General features: G+C 62.6%; 15 protein-coding genes. 4 read left to right on the plus strand and 11 right to left on the minus strand.

Annotated features, from left to right (window positions below; genetic code table 11):
- Window positions 1-27: 27 nt before the first annotated feature.
- Together M1D89_RS14480 and M1D89_RS14485 are read right to left on the minus strand one after the other, a co-directional pair.
- Entirely contained in the window at window positions 28-1,395 is a 1,368-nt protein-coding gene (locus M1D89_RS14480) for a class I SAM-dependent RNA methyltransferase (protein WP_498644486.1), read from the minus strand.
- The gene (locus M1D89_RS14485) at window positions 1,392-3,368 is read right to left on the minus strand and encodes an APC family permease (protein WP_498644488.1); all 1,977 of its coding nucleotides are present in this window, start codon (window positions 3,366-3,368) and stop codon (window positions 1,392-1,394) included. The genes M1D89_RS14480 and M1D89_RS14485 overlap by 4 nt, the downstream gene beginning before the upstream one ends.
- Window positions 3,369-3,482: 114 nt before the next feature.
- Between M1D89_RS14485 and M1D89_RS14490 the strand changes: the two genes are divergently transcribed.
- Window positions 3,483-4,154: a potassium channel family protein gene (locus M1D89_RS14490; RefSeq protein WP_498644490.1), complete on the plus strand. Its 672-nt coding sequence runs from the start codon at window positions 3,483-3,485 to the stop codon at window positions 4,152-4,154.
- The gene (locus tag M1D89_RS14495) at window positions 4,154-4,891 is read left to right on the plus strand and encodes a potassium channel family protein (protein WP_498644492.1); all 738 of its coding nucleotides are present in this window, start codon (window positions 4,154-4,156) and stop codon (window positions 4,889-4,891) included. The genes M1D89_RS14490 and M1D89_RS14495 overlap by 1 nt, the downstream gene beginning before the upstream one ends.
- Here the strand turns inward: M1D89_RS14495 and M1D89_RS14500 are convergent.
- From M1D89_RS14500 to dut, 4 genes are all read right to left on the minus strand, one after another.
- Window positions 4,858-5,685, minus strand: a complete 828-nt coding sequence (locus M1D89_RS14500; RefSeq protein ID WP_498644494.1) for a DUF3159 domain-containing protein — start codon at window positions 5,683-5,685, stop codon at window positions 4,858-4,860. The two genes, M1D89_RS14495 and M1D89_RS14500, sit on opposite strands and share 34 nt — an antisense overlap.
- Window positions 5,682-5,942 carry a hypothetical protein gene (locus M1D89_RS14505; protein ID WP_498644496.1) on the minus strand — a complete coding sequence of 87 codons (261 nt, stop codon included), beginning with the start codon at window positions 5,940-5,942 and terminating at the stop codon, window positions 5,682-5,684. Before M1D89_RS14505 ends, M1D89_RS14500 begins: the two co-directional genes overlap by 4 nt.
- A gap of 103 nt (window positions 5,943-6,045) precedes the next feature.
- Window positions 6,046-6,804 carry a DUF3710 domain-containing protein gene (locus M1D89_RS14510; RefSeq protein WP_498644498.1) on the minus strand — a complete coding sequence of 253 codons (759 nt, stop codon included), beginning with the start codon at window positions 6,802-6,804 and terminating at the stop codon, window positions 6,046-6,048.
- Between the two features lie 117 nt (window positions 6,805-6,921).
- Window positions 6,922-7,461, minus strand: a complete 540-nt coding sequence (gene dut / locus M1D89_RS14515; protein ID WP_498644500.1) for a dUTP diphosphatase — start codon at window positions 7,459-7,461, stop codon at window positions 6,922-6,924.
- Between the two features lie 87 nt (window positions 7,462-7,548).
- Between dut and M1D89_RS14520 the strand changes: the two genes are divergently transcribed.
- Window positions 7,549-8,046: a DUF3093 domain-containing protein gene (locus tag M1D89_RS14520; protein WP_498644502.1), complete on the plus strand. Its 498-nt coding sequence runs from the start codon at window positions 7,549-7,551 to the stop codon at window positions 8,044-8,046.
- 16 nt (window positions 8,047-8,062) lie between these two features.
- Here M1D89_RS14520 and M1D89_RS14525 read toward each other — a convergent pair whose 3' ends face one another.
- Entirely contained in the window at window positions 8,063-8,362 is a 300-nt protein-coding gene (locus tag M1D89_RS14525; RefSeq protein ID WP_017198899.1) for a DUF4193 domain-containing protein, read from the minus strand.
- A gap of 316 nt (window positions 8,363-8,678) precedes the next feature.
- On the opposite strand from M1D89_RS14525, the gene sepH reads away from it, so the two are divergent.
- Window positions 8,679-10,019: a septation protein SepH gene (gene sepH, locus M1D89_RS14530; RefSeq protein ID WP_498644504.1), complete on the plus strand. Its 1,341-nt coding sequence runs from the start codon at window positions 8,679-8,681 to the stop codon at window positions 10,017-10,019.
- Window positions 10,020-10,056: 37 nt separating this feature from the next.
- On the opposite strand, the gene M1D89_RS14535 is transcribed toward sepH, so the two are convergent.
- Genes M1D89_RS14535 through M1D89_RS14550 form a run of 4 tightly spaced genes read right to left on the minus strand, consistent with a single transcriptional unit; the run spans window position 10,057 to window position 15,507 of the window.
- Window positions 10,057-10,818 carry a thymidine kinase gene (locus M1D89_RS14535; RefSeq protein ID WP_498644506.1) on the minus strand — a complete coding sequence of 254 codons (762 nt, stop codon included), beginning with the start codon at window positions 10,816-10,818 and terminating at the stop codon, window positions 10,057-10,059.
- A complete protein-coding gene (locus M1D89_RS14540) occupies window positions 10,811-12,040 on the minus strand; it encodes an alkaline phosphatase family protein (protein WP_498644508.1) in 1,230 nt (409 codons plus the stop codon). The genes M1D89_RS14535 and M1D89_RS14540 overlap by 8 nt, the downstream gene beginning before the upstream one ends.
- Window positions 12,037-12,762: a DUF5998 family protein gene (locus tag M1D89_RS14545; RefSeq protein WP_017198895.1), complete on the minus strand. Its 726-nt coding sequence runs from the start codon at window positions 12,760-12,762 to the stop codon at window positions 12,037-12,039. The genes M1D89_RS14540 and M1D89_RS14545 overlap by 4 nt, the downstream gene beginning before the upstream one ends.
- 57 nt (window positions 12,763-12,819) lie before the next feature.
- Window positions 12,820-15,507, minus strand: coding sequence for a bifunctional acetate--CoA ligase family protein/GNAT family N-acetyltransferase (locus M1D89_RS14550; RefSeq protein WP_498644511.1), 2,688 nt, complete (start codon window positions 15,505-15,507; stop codon window positions 12,820-12,822).
- Between the last annotated feature and the right edge of the window lie 36 nt (window positions 15,508-15,543).

Below are 15,543 nucleotides of genomic sequence, written 5' to 3' on the forward strand. Positions count from 1 at the left end.
CACTATGGACGCCGGGCGGTCTCACAGCTAGGCGGCGGGCACGATCAGCCCTACCGTTTCCAGGTGATGGGTGTGCGGGTACAAGTCGAAGGCCCGCAGCGACTCAAGCCGCCAACCACCTTGATGGAAGTAACCCAGATCACGTGCGAAGGATGCTGGATCGCACGACACATAGGCGATTGCACGGGGCCCGGTGGCCATGAGTTGCTTTACCACTGCCTTGCCTGCTCCGACGCGGGGTGGATCCAGCACCAGCGAGTCGAAGCTGCGGGCGCGTTGGTGCAGGACCCGCTCAACACGTCCCTGAACGATCTCCACCTGGGCTTCACCGTGCAGGTTCTTGCGGGCGTCGCGGCTGGTGCCCGGCGCGCCCTCTACGGAAAGTACCGAGCCGGTCACTCCGACGGCGTCCGCCAAAGGTGCCGTAAACAGGCCGGCGCCTGCGTACAGGTCGGCAACTGCGGCGCCGGGTTGCAAGTACCCGCCGCTGGAAAGATAGCCCGTCACAGCGCCTACCAGCGTGTCCGGGGCGTCCTTGTGGATCTGCCAAAATCCCTCACCGGTCACACGGTATTCATGGCCTGCCGCACTCTCTTGCACCCAGGTCCTGCCCCGCAGCTGAAGGACTTCGCCTTTGCCGGGATCGAAGCTCACCACCGATACGTCGTGCGGCAACTGCGACAGGATGCTGTGCAATCTCTTGGGGCTCGTGGATTCTTCCGGAGCCAGCAAGATCAGGGGCCGCGAACCGTTAGCGGGCACCGCGACCTCCACGCGGGCAATACCGGACAAGTCAAGGTCCCACAGCTTCAGCTCATTGACTCCTGCAAGCGCCAACGGCATCTCCTTGATGGGAAGCACAACGTCTGAACGGTGCGCATGCATCCCCAACCGACCCTTGGGGGTCACCGCGAAGCTGGCGCGCGTACGCCAGCCGAGTCCGCCGTCGTGATTGTCTCCCACGGCTTCCACCTCGGTGGCGAGGTCCAAGCCGGCAAGCCGCTTGAGCTGTTCGGCGAGTACTTCCGCTTTCAAAGACCGCTGCCGCTGCAGGGAAATGTGTCCTAGCTCGGCGCCACCCACTGGCGGGGCTCCGCGGCTCCATGAGCCCAATGAATCGGCCTGCTTCCAAAAATGCGGGACGCGGTCCGGTGAAGCCTCCAGGACCTCGACGACGTCGGCACGCCAGAAGCGCGACGAGTCACCGGAGTCAGTCAATCGGATACGGACCTTCTCCCCCGGGATCGCATGCCTGACGAAGATGACGCGCCCTTCGTGGCGGGCGACGAAGTGCCCGCCGTGGGCGATGGAGCCAACGTCCACCACCAGTTCGGTGCCGGGCTCGCCTTGGCCTCCGTCGTGTTCTCGGTTATGGGAATTGCTGTGGGAGGTCATTGGGTATCCTGCAGTGCCTTTGCTTCTTCGGATGACTTCAGCTGCCACGGAACGCTGGCAACCATGACTCCGGGTTCGAAATGGAGCCTTGTCTTGATTCTGAGTGCTGTTTGGTTATGGACGAGTTGTTCCCACCATTTGCCCACCACATATTCGGGGATGTACACCACGATCAGGTCCCGCGGTGAGTCGCGGCGCATGTTCTTGATGTAGTCCATGATGGGCGTCACGGTCTCCCGGTAGGGACTGGCCAACACGGTCAGCGGAACGGGAATCTCCAGCTTCTCCCAATCCCTGACGGTCTGCGCTGTCTCCTCAGGGCTGATATCCACGGTGACGGCGTCCAAGCGCGAGGGCCTCGACGCCCGTGCGTAGGCCAGTGCCCGGAGGACCGGCTTCCGCACGTGCGAAACGAGGAGAACGGCATGAACCCTGGTGGGAAGTGCACGGGGCGAGGAGTCCTCGTCCACAGCCAACTCCCTGGCCACGTTGTCATAGTGGGCCCGGATGCTCCACATGATGAGGAAGAGGACGAACATGGCGAGCAGGGCGATCCAGGCGCCCTGCTCGAACTTGGTGATAAGGACGATGACAAGGACCAGCGCCGTCATCCCGAAGCCCAGCATGTTGATGGTCCGCGACTTGATGATGCGCCGGCGGACAGCCTTGTCCCGGGCGAGTTTCAGCTCGCGTCCCCAGTGCCGGATCATGCCGAGTTGGCTGGCCGTGAAGGAGATGAAGACGCCCACAATGTACAGCTGGATCAGCTTGGTGACATCTGCGTTGAACGCGAGAATCAGGACCAGCGCCCCGGCTGCCAGAGCCAGGACGCCGTTGCTGAACGCAAGCCTGTCGCCTCGCGTGCGGAGTTGCCGGGGCAGGTAGCCGTCCTGGGCCAGGATCGAACCCAGCACGGGGAAACCGTTGAACGCCGTGTTGGAGGCGAACACCAGGATGATGCCCGTGGCCGCAACTACGAGGTAGAAAAGAATCGAACCGGACCCAAAGATGGTGTCGGCAATCTGGCTGATGGCAGGAGTCTGGATGTAGCCCTCAGGCAGCGGCTTTCCGTCCACCAGGAATTCCCGGGCCGGGTCCAGGACGATGTGCACCTTGGTGGCGTTGGCAAGGTAGAGGATGCCCGCCAGCATGGATGCAGCAATGACGCCGAGCAGCAGCAACGTAGTGGCCGCGTTTTTGCTTTTGGGCTTTTGGAAGTTGGGGACGCCATTACTGATGGCTTCGACGCCGGTCAGCGCGGCGGCTCCCGAAGAAAAGGCACGCAGGAGCAAGAAAGCTCCGGCCAGCCCTACCAGGCCTTCATCGAATCCGGGCTCAGGGACAATTGTGAAGTTGGCGGACGGCGCCTCCCCCAGGGTGCCAGTGGCTGCTTGGAAGATGCCCACCGCGGTCATGCCAAGGATGGACGCCATGAAGATGTACGTGGGGACAGCGAAAAGCGTCCCGGCTTCCTTGACTCCACGAAGATTGACCAGAGCCAGGATGACCACGCCGATGGTGGCAATAAGTGCCTGCTGGCCATGCAGTGCCGGGATGGCGGTGGTCAGGTAAGTCGCTGCTGATGACATTGACACAGCAACCGTCAGAACGTAATCCACCAGCAAGGCGGAGGCTACGGTGAGCCCGGCATACTTACCAAGGTTGACGTTGGCGATCTCGTAGTCGCCACCGCCGGACGGATAGGCGTGCACGTTCTGACGGTAGGACGCCACCACTGTGAGCAACACCACCATGACGGCGAGACCCACCAGTGGGGAGAAGGCCACGGCGCTCACTCCGGCCAGGGCGAGCGTCAGCAGGATTTCGTCCGGGGCGTAAGCCACTGAGGACAGGGCATCCGAGGCGAAGATCGGCAAAGCGATGCGTTTTGGCAACAAGGTGTGGGACAGGCGGTCGTTCCTGACTGGCCGGCCCACCAACACCCGCTTCGCGGCATTCAGAATTGTCAGCACTCCGCAAAGCTACTCTGAATCCCCAGGGATGTCATGACGGTTGTCGCCGGTATACGTCAACTGCACCGGTAAAGTCATACCGAGCGGGATGGACAACACACATAAGGAGACACGGTGGCTCACTTCGTGATCATGGGTTGCGGCCGTGTTGGCGCGACCCTGGCACACACTTTGGAGGATGCAGGCCACTCAGTGGCAATCATCGACCAGGACGAGCGGGCCTTCCGCCGACTCCGCAACACCTTCACGGGGCGCAAAGTCACCGGGGTCGGCTTCGACCGGGACACCCTGAAGCAAGCAGGAGTGGAAGAGGCCTACGCCTTCGCCGCCGTTTCCAGCGGCGACAACTCGAACATCCTTGCCACGCGTGTGGCCCGGGAAACTTTCCATGTTGCCCATGTGGTGGCACGCATCTACGATCCCGGCCGCGCCGAAATCTACCAGCGGCTCGGCATCCCCACCGTGGCAGCTGTCCGCTGGAGTGCTGACCAGGTATTGCGCCGCATACTTCCCGAGCAGCATCTCGCCGGTGATTATCGCGAGCCCTCCGGCCGCCTGGTCCTTGCTGAAGTAGATCTGCACGAGGATTGGATCGGGCACAGCATGGACTCCATCGAGTCCGCCGCGGGAATACGCATCGCGTTCCTCACCAGGTTTGGTGAAGGCCTGTTGCCGCAAGCCGGCACCGCCTACCAGGAGGGTGACACGGTCCACGCGATGGTGAGCCTGGACAGAACCTCAGAGATCAGCCGGATTCTCGCCATAGCACCCGCCAAGGAGTCTTAGTGAAAGTTGTCATTGTTGGCGCAGGCAGCGTCGGCTCGTCCATTGCGCGTGAACTGCTCGCCCACAAACACGAGATTCTCCTTATTGACCTGAAGCCTGAAGTCATTGGGCGCAGCGGGCTTCGAGGTGCCCGCTGGCTTGTGGGTGATGCCTGCGAACTCAGCACCCTGCAGGACGCCAAACTCGAGGATGCCGACGTCGTGGTTTCTGCCACAGGTGACGACAAAGTGAACCTGGTGGTATCGCTGCTTGCCAAGACCGAATTCGGTGTAGGGCGGACCGTGGGGCGCGTCAACAACCCCAAGAACGACTGGATGTTCAATGACTCCTGGGGCGTGGATGTGGCCGTCAACACCCCGCAGCTCATGACAGCCCTCGTGGAAGAGGCTGTTGAGATTGGCGACATCGTGCGTCTGTTGACTCTGCAAACAGGGGTGGCCTCAATCGTAGAGTTCACTGTTCCGCATGATTCCCACGTCATTGGCAGCACGGTAGGCGGCATCGACTGGCCGGAAGACGCGACGTTGGTGGCTATCCTGCGCGACCACGCCCCTATCGCGCCTACGCGTGATGACGTCCTGGATGGCGGCGACGAACTCTTCTTCGTCACCACCATCGCGGCCGAGGACGGCCTGAGGGCGTTGTTGTCACCGGGTTCCGACGACGGCCAGGAACCCCGTGATGATGCTGCCGAAGCAGCCGATCAATCAGCTGAGGACGACGGCTTCGACGGCTGAGGTACCGGCTCGCCAACAGCAGGCTTAGTGACAAGCCACGCCACCCAGAGGCCCAGGATGTACAGCGGAGCACCCATCAACAGCCTGGTGGTTGCCAGCGCCGTCAGTCCTGGCTCTCCCATAAAGTACAACGGCACCTGAACCACCAGGCGGAGAGCAAGCACCGCCACTACGATCCACGTACCCAAGCTGTAGGCGCGGAGCCTTTCCGCGTCCTTTCGCCACTCAAGTCCCTCGTTGCGCACGAAACCGAACAAAAGCCCCGCTACCGGCCACTTGAGCACGATGGAAAGCACCATGCCCGCGATATAAGCGATGTTGGTGAAGAATCCGAGGACGTAAAAGTCCTCCGCCTTACCTGTGGTGTTGGCCAACCAAGCGGAAATGCCCACGCCCACTACGCCTGCCAGCGCCTGCGTCAAGGGGCGCCGCTGGATCAGGCGCACCACAGTGAAGACGGCGGCGGTAGCCAGCGCTGCGATAAGGGACAGTGTGAGATCGCGGGTGATGGTGAAGGCGACCAGGAAGACAAGTCCGGGAAGGATGCTCTCTGCGATACCTTGGACACCGCCCGCTGACTTCAGCATGTCCACGTGGCCCGCGCTGTTCCGGTGCAGTCCGGCTTTTTCGGCATATCCGGCCGCGAAGTCAGACACACTGGGTGAGTCTGAACCGGGGCTGACCGCACCTGCCTTGGCCGCACCGGGTCCAGGGTCTCCGGTCAGCGAAACTTCGTCCTGCGGGGGCGTCGGGCGCCCTGTGTCCTTCGGTTCTGATCCGTTGGCCACGGTCATAGGTGCTCCTGACGGGAAAGTATTTCGTATCGGGGATTGAACATGGCCGGAAGGCCATCAACCTGGGTCACCATGCCGTTCAAGCGAAGTTCCACGCCGGCTTCAATGCCGGGGACCCGTGTCCTGCCCAGCCAGATCACGCGGAGGCGGTCATAGGGCTTTTTTGCTCCCCCGGAAGCGCGTTGATCTCCGGGCCTCAGGGTATCGACTACTACAGCCGAGAAGAACGGCTGTTCGCTGGGCGGCTGATGCGTCACGGATTCGATGAAACCGGTACATACGGCCCTGCCCCGCGCAGGAAGGTCACGGACTCCCTGCCCAGGGGGCTTCTGACCGGATATTCCGCTGTGCCCGGAGGAATCAACCAATCTGGGTAATCTCCGGCCCTCGCTCCGGCTGCTGCATTGCGGGCTCTTCCGGGGGAACGGAGCCTTGGGGAGCACCGGCCTGGCCCGGTACAGCAGCATCCTTGGGCAGGCGCAGCTGCAACAATTCGCGGGGAGGCATCGGATTGTCGCCACGGACCACCACAACCTTACGGAACAGCTCTTCCAGTCCTGCTGCGGCATCGCGCTCCAAGGCAGCCTGCCCGCCAAGGACGCCACGGAGGAACCATCGTGGCCCGTCCACGCCCATGAAGCGGGCGGCACGGAAGCCACGGCTGCCGTCAGTAGCTTCAGCGGGCAGTTTGGCTACAAGTTCCGTGCCGAAAGCTCCGGAAACCTCTTCGGTTTCTCCGCCTTGGCTCGCCACGGACTGGTTAATCTGTTCACGGATCTCGTCCCAAAGACCTTCGGAACGCGGTGCCGCAAACGCTTGGAGCTGCAAGCTGGAACCGTTGAGGTCCATGGTCACGGCGACCACGCGTTGGGTGGCTTCTTCCACTTCGAGCCGCAGCTGGAGACCTTCGGCTGGTTCGATCAACAGAGCACCGAGGTCAACGTAGCCATCGCGGCTCTCGATCTCCTCTATATCCAGGGGACCTTTGCCAAGTCGGAAGTCACCGGGCCTGCCGGACCCGCCTGTTTCGGATTTTAGTGTCTCAGCCCCCGACTCATCGACGGTACCGGCGGTTTCCGACCGCTCGTCCTTGGACTTCTTGCCGCGCCCAAAAAGCATTGGGTTTCTCCTTAGTAGTGGTCTATCCCCAAGTAAACCGCAACCACGTTAAACCGCGCTAAACCGCGCCAATGCATCAGGCGTTGGTCTGCGGCACACGCCGGGTTCAGTAGTTTCTTAGGCCTTCGGTGCGTTGAAGCCGCCCGTGGACCCGAAGCCGCCGGTCCCCCGAACGGAATCGGACAGTTGGTCGACAGCCACGAACCGCGCGTATTCGACGCGCTGAATCACCATTTGTGCAATTCTATCGCCGCGCTTGAGGTCAATGGCATTTTTTTGGTCGGTGTTCAGGAGCGTGACTGCGATTTCACCGCGGTAACCCGCGTCCACAGTGCCAGGAGCGTTGACCACCGTGAGGCCATGCTTGGTGGCCAGTCCGGAGCGGGGATGGATCAGGGCCACAAATCCGTCGGGGAGCGCTATGGAGACACCGGTTGGAACGAGTTTTCGTTCGCCGGGGGCAAGGTGCACGTCCTCGCGGGCACGGAGATCGGCACCCGCATCGCCGGGGTGCGCGTAGGACGGGGCTTCCAACCCGGCGTCGAGCATTTTCAGCTGCACCTCCAAAGTGGGGGCGCCGTACGCTGCCGTGGTTTCGCTGTTATCCGCGACTGCGGGGGTTGCCTCTGTACTGAATACTGCGGTCTCGTTGCTCACAGTGGTTCATTCTACTGGGACCTGCCTGTACAAGGGCGCGGTCGGTTCGGGGCGAAGCCCGTTGCCGATGCCCGATAAGCTGGACCCATGCCTACGCCTGACCAGTCTTCCCCTGTGCCTGCCCGGAACACCCCTTCGGCCTCCGAGGTCCTGTACACCGAGAAGCTGTGGCCCTCCATATGGATCTGGGTTGTGGTTGTAGGCCTTTCCGGCGCAGGTGTCCTGATGTTTGGTCCCATCAGCGCGGCAGCCGGCATCATCGCTGCCTTGGTGCTTCTGGCAATCATGACCATCATGTTGGTGCTCTCTACGCCAACCATCACAGTCACCGCTGACACAGTCAGGGTGGGTCGTGCGAGCATCGACCGGAAGTACGTAGGTTCCGTCCAGGCGTTCAAGAAAGGCGAAGCCACCGCTGAACGGGGTCCGCGCCTGAATGGACTCGCGTACATGTGCTTCCGCGGGTGGATCGATCCGGTGGTCAAGATTGAGATCACGGACCCTGCCGACCGCACCCCCTACTGGCTGGCATCCTCGCGCCGGCCCGATGAGCTCGTTTCGGCACTCACCACGCCACGGGTCTGACACCAGAACACTCCGCCTAGCTTTCGCACTCGGTGCAGTACTGGTGGCCGTCCCGTTCCGCTGCGATCTGGGACCTGTGCTTCACCAGGAAACAGTTGAAACACGTAAATTCGTCAGGCTGGGGCGGCATGACCTGAATGAGTAGCTCTTCGCCGGAAAGATCCGCGCCCGGCAACTCAAAGCCATCGGCAAGGTCGGTCTCATCAACGTCCACCGCCGAGGACTGCTTCCCCGACTGGCGCGTCTTGAGCTCTTCCAGCGAATCCTCGCTGACATCTTCCTCGGTCTTTCGAGGGGCATCGTAGTCCGTGGCCATGGTCGCTCTTCGTCCTCCATACCTGTCCGGGTATACCTGTTCCGGGTCGGAAACCGGATCGCAGGGACTTCCCTGCCGCCGGCTTATGGGTGCAAACGCCGGACGCCCCGGATTTGTGCCCGATCCCGGCCAGATTGTCCTCCCGCAGGCCCGAAAAGTCCATAGACCCACTTTTGCTGTGGAATCGGCTGAAACCCTTTGGGAAATGAACCGGGTTTCAGCGGAATATCACGGCACGCCCTTTGCCCTAGTAGGAAAAGCCCCCCGCGGGTGGCAGAGTTTCGAATGTCAGTTATGCCATGTGGTGGAGGGTGTTATGCAGGATCTACGACTGGTAGGCGTCCACGACGACGGCGGGCATCTGCTCTTGAGCGGCCCCGGTGGTGCGATGTTCCAGCTTCCGATCGACGAGGCCTTGAGGGCCGCGGCGAGCCGCACCCCTGCCCAAGTGGCCGCTCGTGCCTCCAACACGCCGATTTCCATGTCGCCCCGTGATATCCAGGCCCGGATCCGCAGCGGAGCCACGGCCACGGAAGTTGCAGAGCTTTCCGGTCTCCCCCTTGCCAACGTGCAACGTTATGAAGGCCCTGTGCTTGCAGAGCGTGAGTACGTAGTGCGACAGGCACGAAACATCGAAGTTGCCTCCCCTGCTCCCGGGCATGACATCTACCGCTCCGCTTTTGGTGACAACCCGGCCACTCTTGGCGAGATGGTCGACTATCGGCTTTCAGCGCACGGTATTGATTCCTCCTCGGTGGATTGGGATTCCTGGCGCCGCCCGGACGGTACTTGGACCGTCGTCGCACGCTTCGAAACTGTCCCCGGCGCTCACGGAAGCATCGGCGAAGAACCGCCTGCCATGTGGACCTTCAGCCCCCAGCGCAAGTCGCTGCAGAATGCCAACCGTTGGGCCCAGCAACTCAGCGAACTTGAGCCGATGGACGGCCCGGTCCCGGCCCGGCGGCTTGCTGCAGTATCGGACAGGCCCTTCGATTTCGAGACCGACGCCGAAACAGCAGCACGGGCGTCCGCGAAAGAGTCCGACAGCCTGCTGGAAATGCTCCGTTCGCGGCGCGGCCAGCGCCTTGGCGTGGATGAAGACGGCGACGACGCCTTGGCAGTCCTCTTGAGCAACGTTCCCGCAGCGCACCCGCGACCCGGCGAGGAAATAGAAGAAACTGCGGAATCCGGCGTATCGGATGTAGAGCCGGCGCTTCCTGAAGTCGAAGAGCCCGCACGCAAAGACGGTCGTCCTTCGATGATGTCCCGGCTAAGCCTCGCTCCACGACACTTCGAGTCGCACGAGGACGACGGCGACGACTCACTGAAGCTCCACAATGGTGTCAGCACAGACACACGTGAAATAACGGTGGTAGCCAGCCCGCTTCGACCTGTGACTTCCCTGGCAGGACGCAAACCTGCGGGGCTTGACGAACTCCTCGGCGGCAGCAGCAACCCGCAACCCCGGGCAGAAGACGAATCCACCGGAGCGCAATCTTCCCCTGGTACTCAGCATGGCGAAGTGCCCGTAGAGGACCAGAAAGACGAAGACGTCCGCAAGGATATTGATCCCCCTGCCGAACACCAGCCGTCCCGTCCCAAGCGGTCCAGCATCCCGAGCTGGGACGAGATCGTGTTCGGGGCCCGCGGCGACTAGACCCGTCGGCTCCAGGTTCAGCGGCTGGCTGGGGCGGCTAGCCGCCCCTCAGCGCGGCTCCTGCACCGGGCCAAAGGCAGGCATCGACGTCGAACGGCAGCGGCTGGTCGGCGCCTGCCATCAGGTTCGCACCATGAGCCGTGACGCGCCTCATGTAGTGGCGTCGACACAACGTCTCGTAGCCCACGGCGTCAGCGGGACCGGCTTCTGCGGGAGGATTCTCAAACAATGCGGCCTCCGTAGGCCCGGCTTCGTCTCCGCTGTTTTGCGGTGCGACGTCTCCCACCATCACCTGGTCACCCTCCACCACCATGATGCCGTTGACGGTGCGGGCGTTCTGCGTTGCCCGGCGGCCGCACCAGCACAAAGCTTCGACCTGTAAGACCTGCACTTTGTCGGCGAGTTCAATGAGCCGCTGCGAGCCAGGGAACAATCTGGTGCGGAAGTCGGAAGTGATGCCGAACGCAAAGACGTCCACCTCCATCTCATCCACAACCCGCGCCAATTGTTCCACCTGGGTAGGCGAGTAGAACTGGGCCTCATCACAAATGAGGTAGTCCACCCGTAGTCCGTTGGTTCGGCGGGCCACCACTTCGTCCCAGAAATCGGTGTCGCCCACAACTTCCACCGCGTCGGTTTGCAGGCCCAGCCTGCTGGAGATCCTTGAATCACCCGCGCGGTCGTTACAGCTGAACCGAACACCTCCGCGGCCACGGGCACGGTGGTTATGGTCCATTTGAAGGGCCAGGGTGGACTTGCCACAGTCCATGGTGCCTGAGAAGAAGACCAGTTCAGCCACGTTTGCCCTTCTTGCCGGCAGCGGCGAAGCACAGCAGGGGTACTTCGCGTTCGGCCTTGGTCAGTGATCCGTGCTGCCCCACAACCTCCAGGGATGCCGGGCGGGCCCTCCGCGTGTCATAGAGGGCCAAGGTGTCACGTGCTGCAATCATGACGTCGCCAATGCGCGGAGCCACCTCAGGGCGCACTGTGCCGAACAGCCCTGCATCCACGGCTTGCTCCCGTGTAAAGGCCCAAATCCTTTCACCAAAGCGGTGACGCCATGCCTCAATCAGGGATTCCCGGTGGGCCCCAGTGGCGTCCGGTTCGAGATAGAGGTGGACCATACGCGGCTCCCCGGCAGTGTGGCGGACTCCTGCTACCAGCGTTTCATCAGCGGAGTAGTCGATCCTCTGGGATTCCGGGACGTCCAGCATGCCGTGATCGCCGGTCACCAGAATCGTGGTGCCGGCAGGCAGCGTGGCGGACAACCTCTTGACAGTGGAGTCGAGTTCTTCGAGCTGGTGCTCCCAGCGGTCCGACTGGCAGCCGTAGCGGTGGCCTGCTTTGTCCAACTCGTTAGCGTAAAAGTACATGAGGGAACGTCCACCACCGGACATTGCCTCAGCGGCCGCGGCGGTGCGGGCATGCAGCGTGGTGCCGCCAACAAAGCGGCTTCCCCGGAGAGCAGCCTGTGTCATCGGGGAGTTTCCGAATTGAGGCAGGCTGACGGTCACGACGTCCATCTCTCCGGCAAGCCGTTCAAAGACCGTCGCGTGGGGCTGCCACTGTGCAGGGTCCACTTGGGAATCCCAATTGCCCAGGAGGTTGACTACCTTGTCCTGATCGGGATCGAGGACGTCGTAGCCCACCATTCCGTGCTGGCCGGCCGGCAAACCGGTGCCGAGGCTCGCGAGGGATGCCGCCGTGGTGCTGGGGAAAGCGGCGTCTATCCACGTGGGGACGTTGCGTTGTCCCCCGGCCATGACCGTCCGGAGGAAGGGCGTGTGGGAGGACTTCTGCTTCAAGAGGCTACGGCCGAGCCCATCGGCAAGGACCACGCAGACACGCTGCGCCGGAGGCAGCTGCAGGTGATTGGTAAAGTCCGGCATGCCCAGGGATGCGGCAGCGCTGGTAAGGACTTCCGCTATGGATTTGCTTCCGAAAAGCGGGGGCGATGGGAGGTCAGAGGACGGGTTGGTTCCCGAAGACGTGCTCACCGGGTTCTGTGCGGTTTCCCTCAACGCTGGTGTCCGCGGCTGAGGCGGTTGCTGAAGACGCCCGAACGCGGCCTCGGTGCAGGGATGCTGGCGTGTTGGGCCGGGGAAGGATTGCCCGTGTTGACCGCACGCAGTGCACGGGCAAAGATCTTGGCGTCCTGGACCGCTTGGAGCCCGTCCGCCTCAGCGCTGATCCGCAGGACGATGTCTTCCTGGGCGATGGTTCCGCTGTAGCCATGATCGGCCTCGCACTGGGGATCCCCGCAGCTCGCCGGCCCCATGTCCAGGCGCTGCCCGCCCGACCAGGCGATGGAAAGAGTCATCTCCCGGACAGGATCGGACGGCTTGTAATCCTGGGGTTGCGAATACATGTAGCTAAGGACCACCGAGCGGATCTGGGCCACGGGTACCGACTCAGTGGAGACTTGGGCAACGATTTGCTCTCCGGCCTCATCCAATTGCTGGTCATCAACGTGGGTGATCACCAGCATGTCCTCCGTGAGCACCAGCACTGTGATGTGCCTGCGTACCTCGGCACGGTCGAAGTGGGTCTCCAAATGGACAAGGTGGGAAAGGCACTCCCGGCCATCCAGGGCGTCATCGACGACGTCTGCCACCAATCGCGGGTAGAAACCTGCCTGCTGCAGCGCCTGGTCCAGGCTCTGTCCCTGCGAGCTGTGATGATGGGAGGTGTGGTGCCCGGCGTTGGACGGACGGGATTGAGGCGTCGGAGACTGGGTGCTCATTCCCCCATTTTCACAGATCGCTTGGTGACTACCTAACCGCGTGGTCCACTCCTGTGGCTAACCCCGCATCGCGCGTCGCGCACTGTCCGTACGCTGTGCCGCATTGCCGATCCATACATCCGCGCCAAGGATGGTGGCACCCGAGGGCCCCGCCAGTACGGGATTGAATTCCACCAAAGCGATTCCTGGGTGGTCATCTTTTAGCTTGGCGAGCCGGGCAGCGATGTCCTCGAGAGCTTCCACATCCACGGCGGGCAGGCCTTGGTAGCCGAACAGTTTCCGGGACGCCCGTGGCGAGCGGATGACGTCGTGCAGGTCCGCAGCAGATAGCGGCGGGACCCGATGCGCCCAGTCGTCCAGCAGGTTCACGGCATCCCCGGCCAGGCCGAACGACAGGACCGGCCCGAGCAAGGGGTCCTCCATGGCACGAAAGGTACAGGCCTGCCCCACAGGCGCCATGGCCTGCACTTCAAGCGACGGCGATCCATACGGTTCCAAAGCACGGCGCATTTGGGCGATGTTTTGACGGAGGGACTCGGCGTCCTGAATGTCCAGCCGAACGCCTCCGAGGTCCAACCGGTGCCGCAATGCAGGGTCGGTGGTCTTGAGGACCACCGGCCATCCCACAGTCTCTGCAGCCTGCACGGCCTCATCAGGGGTACCAAATCCGAGCGTCGGCACCACTTCAATCCCGTAACCGGACAGCAGTGCGGCGGCAGCACCGGCGTCGAGCTTCCTGATCTTTTCACCCGTGACGCCGGCCAGCATCGCGTTCAATGTTTCCCTGGTGGCGTCGACATCGCAGCCGTCAGGCTCCACGAAAAGCCCTTGGTCACGGTCGCGCCACTGCGCGTAACGGACGATCGCCGCCAGTGCTGCCACGGCGGCGCCGGCATTGGAGTAGCAAGGCAGCACAGGCTTGCCCGCTGCGCCCACCATGCCTTCCATGTGCACGGAGGGATCCAGGATTCCAGTGAAGGCAGCCACAACAGGCTTTCCGGCCTCGGCAGCGCATTCGGCCAGGACCCCCGAGAGCGACTCCACGGTAAGACCACGGGCCGGAAGAAGGGCCGCCACGACGGCGTGCACGGAGTCGTCAGCGAGGCTTTCCTGGAGACTTGTCCGAAGGGCAGGAAGCGCCAGTGACATACCGGCATCCAGATCAATGTCCGTCACAAGGCGGCCCACATCCAGCCCGAGGGGTCCGGCACTGTCGGCCACCACTTTGGCCAGCGCGACGGAGTTTGAGTAAACGGCTACGCCAGGTCCCTTGGGCAGCGCCTGCGAGGATGCGATCTGGGCGATGTCCATGAGTTGCTCGATGGTCTCAACACGGATCACGCCGGCCTGGCGCATCATCGCGTCCACTGCCGCGGACGGCGCCTGGGTGGTGCGAACCTCGTGCCCGGGTGGCAGGCTGAGGCCGGTGACGTCGGACTTGGCAACGATCACGGGTTTGCTGCGGGACAATCTGCGCGCCAAGCGGGAGAACTTGCGGGGGTTGCCGATGGACTCAAGGTAGAGGCCCACGGCGGAGGTATCGGCGTCGTCTTCCCAGTACTGCATGACGTCGTTGCCGGAAACGTCGGCACGGTTTCCTGCGGAGAGGAAAGACGACAACCCGAGCCGGCGACGACTGGCGGCTGCGTAAACCGCCACACCCACGGCAGCCGACTGGCTGAACAAGCCCAGGCTTCCACGCGGGGGCATCGTTGGTGCCATGGATGCGTTTAACGACACCGCAGGTTGTGTATTCAGGATCCCAAGTGATTCCGGGCCAATGACGCGCATTCCGTTCGCCCTGGCCCGCCGCACCAACTCGTGCTGGCGAGCGAGTCCCCGCTCGCCGTCGTCGGCAAATCCGGCGGTGGCCACCACGATCCCCTTGACGCCCGCAGCGGCGCAGTCGTCCACTACCTTGGGCACTTCCTCGTAGGGAACAGCGACGATGGCCAGCTGCACCGGCCCCGGGATCTCGGACAACTTTCCGAAGGAGATCATTCCGGCGAGTTCGAACGCTTCCGGGTTGACGGCGTAGACAGGACCTTTGAAGCCGCCTTCAATAATGTGCTCCAGCAACTGGTAGCCCACAGTCCCCCACTTGCGGCTGGCACCAATGACAGCCACCGACGACGGCGACAGCAGGTCCCGTACGCTGCGCGCCTCCGCGCGGTGCTCGCGGGACTCCATGACTGCCCGCGATTTCTCCGTGGGATCGATGTTGAATTCAACGCTCACAACGCCGTCATCGAATTGGCGCTTGAGGTCGTAGCCTGCGTCGGCAAAGACCATCAGCATCTTCCGGTTGTCCGGCAGGACCTCGGCTGTGAAGCGCCGAATGCCGTTTTCCCGGGCGGCAACCGCCAAATGCTCCAAGAGGATTGAGCCGATTCCACGTCCCTGGTGCGCGTCGGAAATGTTGAAGGCAACCTCGGCCTCGGCCGGATCATCGAGTCTGTCGTAGCGGCCAATCCCCATGATTTCACCGCCGATAGTGATCACGAATGCCACCCGGTTGATGTGGTCCACTTCCGTGAAGCGCCGGACTTCCTTGCCGGAGAGCTTTGGTTTGAAGGAGAAGAACCTCATGTAGATGGAGGCCTGCGACTGACCCGCATGGAACGCCTGCAAAGCATCGGCATCTTCGGGTCGTATCGGACGAAGGTGGGCTGTCCCGCCGTCGCGCAGCACGACATCAGCTTCCCAATATTCCGGATAAATGCCGACGCCGGGCTGATCCACCATAGGCTTAGCCTAGCTAAAACATCCGCAGTACATCTT

Source organism: Arthrobacter sp. D3-18 (assembly GCF_054408525.1).